Annotated in this window: 4 protein-coding genes; 1 reads left to right on the forward strand and 3 read right to left on the reverse strand. The window is 45.9% G+C overall.

The window, feature by feature from the left end; translation table 11 throughout:
• The first annotated feature begins 60 nt into the window (after positions 1 to 60).
• Positions 61 to 2,952 (forward strand): excinuclease ABC subunit UvrA, encoded by a 2,892-nt coding sequence (gene uvrA, locus V2H45_RS15845; protein WP_330484626.1) that lies wholly within the window; start codon positions 61 to 63, stop codon positions 2,950 to 2,952.
• Positions 2,953 to 2,973: 21 nt separating this feature from the next.
• On the opposite strand, the gene V2H45_RS15850 is transcribed toward uvrA, so the two are convergent.
• The 3 genes from V2H45_RS15850 to V2H45_RS15860 form a co-directional block, all read right to left on the reverse strand.
• Positions 2,974 to 5,979, reverse strand: coding sequence for an FHA domain-containing protein (locus V2H45_RS15850; RefSeq protein WP_330484627.1), 3,006 nt, complete (start codon positions 5,977 to 5,979; stop codon positions 2,974 to 2,976).
• Between the two features lie 9 nt (positions 5,980 to 5,988).
• Positions 5,989 to 7,167 (reverse strand): hypothetical protein, encoded by a 1,179-nt coding sequence (locus V2H45_RS15855; protein WP_330484628.1) that lies wholly within the window; start codon positions 7,165 to 7,167, stop codon positions 5,989 to 5,991.
• A 96-nt stretch (positions 7,168 to 7,263) separates the two neighbouring features.
• Positions 7,264 to 8,897 (reverse strand): protein kinase domain-containing protein (locus V2H45_RS15860; RefSeq protein WP_330484629.1); only part of this gene is annotated, 1,634 nt, incomplete at its 5' end.

Raw genomic sequence — 8,897 nt, forward strand, 5'->3', positions numbered from 1 at the left:
GGCGCAAGAATGTACACCCAACTTAAATTTCAGGGTAGAATATGGCAATACTCATAGCTTATGCCAGATCATACTCACATCCATATTAGGGGCGCTAGACAGCACAACCTAAAAAATATTGACCTTACCATCCCACGAGACAAGCTGATCGTATTTACGGGGGTCTCTGGCTCAGGCAAATCATCTTTGGCTTTTGACACGATTTTTGCAGAGGGTCAGAGACGTTATGTCGAGTCGCTCAGTGCCTATGCGCGTCAGTTTCTCGGTCAGGTAGAAAAGCCCGATGTGGACTACATCGAGGGGCTAAGTCCTGCCATTTCGATCGATCAAAAGTCTACTTCTCATAATCCGCGATCGACCGTCGGGACTGTCACCGAAATTTATGACTATCTGCGCTTGCTGTTTGGTCGAGCGGGCGATCCGCATTGTCACATCTGCGATCGCAACATCGCGCCTCAAACCATCGATCAGATGGTAGACAAAATTATGGAACTAGGCGATAAGAGCAAGTTCCATTTGCTAGCACCCGTAATTCGAGGCAAAAAAGGAACCCATAAAAAGCTATTGTCTGGTCTAGCGGCAGAAGGATTTGCACGGGTGCGAATTAATGGAGAGGTGCGCGAACTGGGCGATAACATCGAACTTGACAAGAATAAAATCCATAATATTGAAATTGTCGTCGATCGCTTAATTCGCAAGGATGGCATCCAAGAACGTTTGACGGATTCCCTCAGTACCTGTCTGAAACGGGCGGAGGGCATTGCCATGATCGAGATTCTAGAGAAAGAAACCCCATCCGCAGAGGCATCTGGCAACGGACAGGCAGAGACAGAACCTGACGGCCCAAACCTGATTACCTTCTCAGAAAACTTTGCCTGTCCCGAACATGGGGCGGTCATGGAAGAGTTATCACCTCGTTTGTTTTCGTTTAACTCTCCCTATGGAGCCTGTCCGGCCTGTCATGGCTTAGGTAGTACCAAAACCTTCTCTCCCGAACTGATCGTTCCCGACCCTAAATTGCCCGTCTATGCCGCGATCGCACCTTGGGCAGATAAAAGCCACACCTACTATCTCTCTTTGCTAGTCAGCGTCAGCGAGTATGCGGGATTTGATATCGGGACACCTTGGGAACAGTTGAGCACGAATCAGCAAGATATTGTTTTGCACGGAACCACCGAGAAGATTTTCATCAAGGCAGACTCTCGCTTTGGCAGCCAAAATCAAGGATATTACAAGCGCTTTGAGGGTGCGATCGCCATGTTACAGCAGCAGTATGCTGAGGCAGGGGAATCGCTCCAACAAAAACTAGAACAGTTCCTGATTGATATGCCCTGTAGTGTCTGTGACGGCACGAGACTGAAACCAGAGGCATTGTCTGTAAGAATTGGTGGCTATCGCATTACGGATTTTACTTCGGCTCCCATTGGAACCTGTTTAGAGCGATTGAATCATTTACAATTAGATGCGCGGACGCAACAGATTGCCGAGCAGGTTCTCAAAGAGATCAAAGCCAGATTGCAATTCTTGCTGGATGTTGGCTTAGATTATCTCACCCTAGATCGTCCGACCATGAGTCTCTCAGGTGGAGAAGCCCAGCGGATTCGCCTTGCGACCCAGATCGGGTCGGGTTTAACAGGCGTTCTCTATGTACTTGACGAACCTAGTATCGGTTTGCATCAAAGAGATAACTCTCGCTTGCTCGGAACCTTAGTTAAGCTAAGAGATTTGGGTAACACCCTGATCGTGGTGGAACATGACGAAGAAACGATCCGCGCCGCCGATCATCTCGTAGATATTGGGCCTGGAGCAGGCATTCATGGTGGGGAGATCGTGGCTCAGGGGGATGTCACCGATATTGAGAATCATCCCGACTCGATTACAGGAGCTTATCTCGCAAGGCGATCGCAAATTCTCACACCCCAACTCAGACGCGAAGGGAATGGCAAACAGATAGAGATTAAAGGGGCGCATCGCAACAATCTCAAAAACATTGATGTCAAAATCCCTTTAGGTAAGATGGTTTGTGTCACGGGCGTATCTGGCTCGGGCAAATCCACTTTAATTAACGAACTGCTCCATACCTATTTAGAACATCATTTCAACCGCAGGGTTCCATTGCCCACAGGAGTGAAAGAAATCTCAGGTCTGCGATCGCTGGATAAATTTATCGTGATCGACCAGTCTCCAATTGGGCGCACGCCGCGTTCCAATTCCGCCACCTATACGGGTACCTTTGATGTAATTCGCGAGACCTTTGCGCTGACTACCGCCGCTAAAACACGCGGCTATAAAGCAGGGCAGTTCTCGTTTAATGTCAAGGGTGGTCGCTGCGAAGCCTGTAGCGGTCAGGGTGTGAATGTGATTTCCATGAACTTCTTACCTGATGTCTACGTGCGTTGCGATGTCTGCAAAGGCGCTCGTTACAACCGCGAAACCCTACAGGTGAAGTACAAAGATAAAACGATCGCTGATGTCTTAGATATGACGATCGAAGAAGCGATGCACTTCTTTGAGAATATTCCCCTTGCCCATACTCGGCTAGGCATGTTGGTGGATGTGGGTTTGGGCTATATTCGTCTCGGTCAACCCGCTCCGACGCTTTCGGGTGGTGAGGCACAAAGGGTGAAACTTGCCACGGAACTCGCTCGCCGTGCCACTGGAAAAACCCTCTATCTGATCGACGAACCTACGACAGGACTGAGTTTCTACGATGTGCATAAGTTACTCGATGTCGTGCAACGCTTGGTAGACAAGGGAAATAGCGTCTTGATGATCGAACACAATCTGGATGTAATTCGCTGTGCTGACTGGGTGATTGACTTGGGGCCTGAAGGTGGCGATCGCGGCGGTGAAATCATTGCCGAAGGAACACCCGAACAGGTGGCTAAAGTTCCCCATTCCTACACAGGTCAATACTTAAAGCATGTCCTTGCCGAATATCCTACTGCTTAAACTTGAAGAGTTGTGGAGAGGTTAGAGACGAAAATCCTTGAGTTTCTGGACAACAACGACAGTAACAAACATCCCAACAATAGCAATGCCTAGCATGAGCCAGTGCTGGAATAGATTTATATTAAACATATGCCCGAAATCTCGATAGTAGCCTTGAATTGTACCCTCTGCTTCTCCAAGAGCACCTTCATAATCAGTCTTCCACTTACCGTAATCTTTCTGCCAGCGCTGTACTTCGTCTTGATAGACCTTAGTTTTTTCTTTATAGTTCTCTAATTCTCTAGGGTCGCTGGGTGGATCGCCTGGTGCTTTGGGTTTAGATGGTTCGGGTAAATCTACTGCAGGTCGGTATTTAGCTTTGATACCTGGAAACTCGCACCGAGTAAACATTTGCTGCCCCAAGCAAGAGCAGTCTTTCTTTTTTTGTTCCACAGAGAGTGATTTGCGCTCGGCTTCTGGTAGCTGCCAGCATGAATCCATCGCAACATTTCTACCTAAGCCTGTTATGGTTACCAGTGCCTCAAATGGCCATTTTGTTAAGCTTAGCTGATTGGCTACCTGCCCTGCTGCCCCAAAGGTACTAACAGGAAGAACCCCACCACCAAAGATAATTTGTGGAATCAGAAAAATAATAGTTAGCAACGGAGCCACGTTTTGATTTGGTGAAACTGTTGACACCAGAAAGCCCATCATCATGCCTGCGATCGCAGAGAGTACGAGTGTCACGTACATTTCTAATAGGATTATGCCATTATTTGGAAGTTGGATTGCTAGATATTTAAGCAAAACAAAAACTGCCGCCTGATAGAGCGCTAAGAGGGCAAAAATCCAGACCTTAGAGAAGATGTATGGCAATATTGTCAAAAAAACCATGTGTTCTCTGCGATATATCTCTATCTCTTTGACAATTTCACGCATAGTTGTCAGGCTACCAGTCATTACAGCAAATAAAACTGTTGTAAATAGCATTGTGATCACTTGGGATGCATTGCCCTTATCCAAATCATAAATTTCTGGCTTCCATGTGATGAAGTCAAGTAATCCAATGATCGGTGCGATCGCCAGCATAAGCAAAAGACTAACCCGATCTCGCAGCAAGACATCAATGTTGCGACGAGAGAGAATTAGAAATTGTGACCAATTAGAAATATGCTTTCCTGATCCTGCCAATGTAGGTTGTTGTCTAACCCTAGTACCAGTAATATCTTCATGCAGTTCTTGCTGCCTTTCTACCACATATTTTTGATAATAGGGGGAATGAAGATAGCGTTGCTGCCAAGCGACTGGTGTTAAATCTCTTTCCACTTTTTGATAAATATCTTTAAACTCTGAGACTCCAAAATACTGTGGTGCTTCTTGAGGTGAACCAAAATATGCCACTCTTCCACCAGCAGCCAAAAATACCACAAGATTACAAGCGTAAATATTACCAATATTATGTGTAATCAGCATAATAGTCCGTCCGCGATCGGCTAATTTTCTCAATAGCTGCATGACTTCTGCATCCATACCAGGATCAAGTCCTGAAGTTGCTTCGTCCAGAAAAAATAGACCTGGTTCTGTAATTAGCTCGACGCCAATAGAAACTCGCTTAAGCTGACCGCCACTTAACGCTTTAACTGGTATTTGCCGACGATGAGTAAGTTCAAGTTCTTCTAGCACAACATTGACACGTTGAGCACGTTCACTAGGAGTTGTATCTTTGGGCAAGCGTAATTGAGCAGCATAGTCTAGGACTTGCTCAACACTCAACTCCATATGCACAATATCTTTTTGCGGGACGTAGCCCAGCTGAGTTCGATAGGCACTAAAATTTTTGTATAGGTCAGTTCCATTTACGAATACATGACCTTTATTAGCGGGGCGAAATCCATTGAGGGCATCTAATAGAGTTGATTTCCCACCACCGCTTACCCCTGCAATAATCACAAACTCTCTAGGCAGAATAGAAATTGAGATGTTATCTAGAAGTTTAATCCCTTTCCCAACCACTTTGGTCAGTTGTACCGCATCAATGCGAAGGTTTCCAGTCTCATCAACTCGATCCAGTGTCTCATCAATATTGAGTGTAAGTGAACTCATGCCAATCCGTATGCCATCACCTACCTTGAGCACCCAGTCTCGATTAATGGCTTTGCCATTCACAAAAGTACCATTTCCAGAACTGAGATCACGAAGAATTAATGAGCCACTCAATTTCAGAACTTCGGCATGGAATCGTGAGACAGAGGGGTGATCAATACAGATATCATTTTGAGGGGCACGACCTATCCGAATTGGGAAACGTTGACCGATTGAAACTTGTGTATGTTCAGGACTTGTTTTTTTGGGAATCTCTGATCGACCTGCTGCCAGAAATTGAAGAGAGATAATCCCACCAATGTAGCAAATATCTCCATCATCAAGAATACGCTGACGAATGGGTAAGTTGTTATAGTTAATACCATTTTTACTATTCAAATCGATAATTTCGTAGCGATCAGCACAGCGCTGTAAGTACCCATGCTGACTTGAAACTACAGGCAGATCGATGCAGATATCACAACTAGGAGATCGTCCAAAAGTGATACGCTCTTGAGTTAAAGCAAACTCACGCATCCATTGGGGCGTAGAAATGCGAAGGATTGGTTTTGATGACCCTGACGTAACTATCGTTTTGTCGATCGCAGGGTTTTGGGCAAAAACAGTAAACTCTTGCTCTATTGAAAGAGGAGACGTGATATCGCTACTAAAAAACAGCAACTCGAAACTGCCAATCTTAATACAATCCCCTTGATTGAGTTGCTGAGGTTGATGCGGGACTAATGCTCTTTGGTTAACAATTGTGCCACTAGCACTTTTGAGGTCTTCTAATACATAGTGCCCCTGTTGGGTGAGGGTAAGTTGAGCGTGGCGACGAGAGACATCTAAGCTATCAAGTCGCAGCATATTATCAGGCGTTCGCCCAATGCTTAAAAGGTCAGAGGCAATCGTAAAATGTTGAATAGAACCATTGCCTTTGCGGATCTCTAGCCTTGCGATGGACATCAGTACTACCTAAAATGGAATGCGAAAATTGCGATCGCCACTGCCTTGAATCACCAAAAATAGGTTTTGACTACCCGAAGCATCCCATTTTCGCCCCAAGACAACTACTCTACCGCGCATATTTTTCCCTGGCTCAGCCGTCGAAGCACTATCATTCGCAAGAATAACTCTGGCTGCAACTTCTTTGCCATTGCTGTCTACAACCTTGGCAAATATAGGGACAAAAGTGAATGGGCGATCGCTACGATTTTCGATTAACAGCCCTGCCTCGTAAGTGCCTCCACTAGTGACATAGGCACTATTAAGAATAACGGCAACATCATCTCTTGACTGACGCGCTGCCATTGCTACCTGCCCCTGAACGCGAACGTCTGAGGCGGGCGGCTGCGGATCTGTGTTAGATGAATTAGTCGCTACAGGCTGGGGACTAGTGGTGACAGGATTTGCTGTAACAGGCTTAGATTCTACGGGTGGTTTGGAATTACCCTCTCCACATGTTGGGTCAAGTTTATATGCTTCTTTCCATTGTGCCACCGTACCTGCCCCAATCGGCACAATCACCCGTTCGCCGCCAGCTACGGTCAAGCGTGTACGCACCTCGCCTTCAGGTGCATTCATAAGAATCCGAACATCATCAGCCGTGAGGCGAAACAGGTTCCGTGTCATATACCAAGTGCTTTTCCAACGACGGTTATCCAAGTCCTCATATATATAATCAAAAGAGCGGCGAGTTTTGGAAGCGTCGCGAAAGGGATCAACCTCGATTACTCTACTTCCTATGCGGATTTCGAGGCGCTTAGGGATAATAGCATCCAATTCTGCTTCCCCGTTGCGAGGTGCAAACTGCAAAAAATACTCTACATAGCAACCAGGAGGTCGATCGCCTGCTAGGCTGACCCCCCAAATTGAGACAAAGATGACTGTTCCAGGTTTGGGAGAACTAAATGGAGAAGCAATAAACCCCCCAGGTATTACACCTCCAACTCCATGGCGATCTGGGACAATACGCCCTAACACCTTATCTGTTAGTCCATCTACTATATCCACAACTTGGTTGTAGGGAAAGCCACCTGCAGCCCATGCTACACCCTTTCGCAGATCTAGTTCTTCATCATCCATTTTGGGATGGTTTTCGGCTAGCACTGTGGTGCTGCCCAGTAATCCGATCAATGTGGCTGCAGTTATCACAGCTAAGAATACAATTCTGCGAACTGAAAGAATCATAGTAGTTATAGTCATCTGTGTTATCTGTCTTCGGAATGCACCCTGATGCAACAATGGAGATCAGCAATGTTTCCTATTGCAGTCACTGGATGGTGCAGGTGCACTGTAAACTCGCTCAGGTGCTGGAGCTGGAGGGGTATAAACTTCTTGCTGTGGCGGCGGAGAGTAAGAAGGTCGGGTATCATAAACTGGAGTCGGATTATAGACAGGATTGTCAACAATGCGATCGGTCGAACCCGAAGGAGGGTTGATTATATTGACGGGTGCAGGCTGACTGAGCAAGGCTAACTCGTCTTCGGCTTTCTTGCGAATAGGTTGTATTTTTCCAGTCCAGAATGGAGTGTCAGCAACTTGCTTAGCTGAAGCGATTGCTTTTGCCCAATCACGTTTTTGGCTGGCATCATTGGCAAGTTTAAAATTTGCTTCGCTATTCTTCCAAGCGGATTGCCATTGGGGAACTAAATCACGAGCTTTCTTGCCCGCTGCTGTATCTGATGGGATGGAATTAGCTAGATTAACAGCTTCGTTTAACTTACCATCTTTAGCATAAATATCGGTTGCTTTTACTAGTAGGGCATCACTCCAATCGGCAATGGAAGCCTTAGCTTGGGCATGGCTAGGCGTGTCTGTGCTGATTTTGGACGCGATTGCGATCGCTTCTTGATGCTTGCCCTCTTTTGCCAGATTTTGTGCTGTAGTAAGTTGTTCTTTTGCTTGACCTAGTTTGCAAGATTGTGAAATCATCTTAGCTTTTTCAGACAGAGAGTTATCACTGGGAATAGAGCCAACCTTGTCTAGGCAAGCCGCATAGTTAGCACTACTTTGAAAGCGCTTCGCATCATCGAGGGCATTCTGAAAATCACGATCACGCAGCCAAGTGTAAGAACCAAAACCTGCAAATCCAATCGAAAGCACCCCAAGTAAACCCCAAAGCCAGACCAAAGAATGTCGCTTTGATGATGAGTTAGCATCTGGAACAATTTGAGTTCTTAGACTCTTGCTCACAGAAGCAGAATTGACAATTTCTGTTGCTGCTATAACCTGATTTTGCCCATGTTTATTGACTGCAACTGTAGGCAAAATTTCGGGAGAAATGGGTATCCCCACCGTCTCTTGAATTGTAGGTGAAAAACCTGTTAGTGTAGTTGCGATTTCTTGTTGCCCAATTACAGTTTGAGCAAGATAATTGGGCAGTAAAGTAGGATCAAGGTAGCCTTCTGTAATCGTAGAAAGAGACCGTACTGCAACCAATGCTTCCGAAGCATCTGCATAACGCTCCTTGAAATGTGAGCGCACCATTTTATCGAGTACAGATGTTAATTCTTGGCAGGATTGCGCGTAATTTTGCCAAACCAACTCACCAGTATTTTGATCGTCGACGAATTGATCGGGTCTCAAGCCTGTTAAAGCCTGAATTGCGACTCTACCTACCGCATAGATATCACTTGCATAGCGCGGCTTATTAGCAGCCTGTTCATCAGGCATATATCCGAGGGAGCCAATCACTAAAGATACTGTAGTTGTATGAGTCGGATCAACCTTGGCACGCCCAACTTCTTTGACAGCGCCAAAATCAATCAGAACTATTTTCCCATCCTTCTTTCGTCGAATTAGGTTTGCAGGCTTAATATCTCTATGAATCGCCAATTCAAGAATGAAATGCAACGGGGTCTGATGAAGCAAAGAATACTTCG

Source organism: Tumidithrix elongata BACA0141, from assembly GCF_036349135.1.
Classification (GTDB): Bacteria; Cyanobacteriota; Cyanobacteriia; order Pseudanabaenales; family Pseudanabaenaceae; genus Tumidithrix; species Tumidithrix elongata.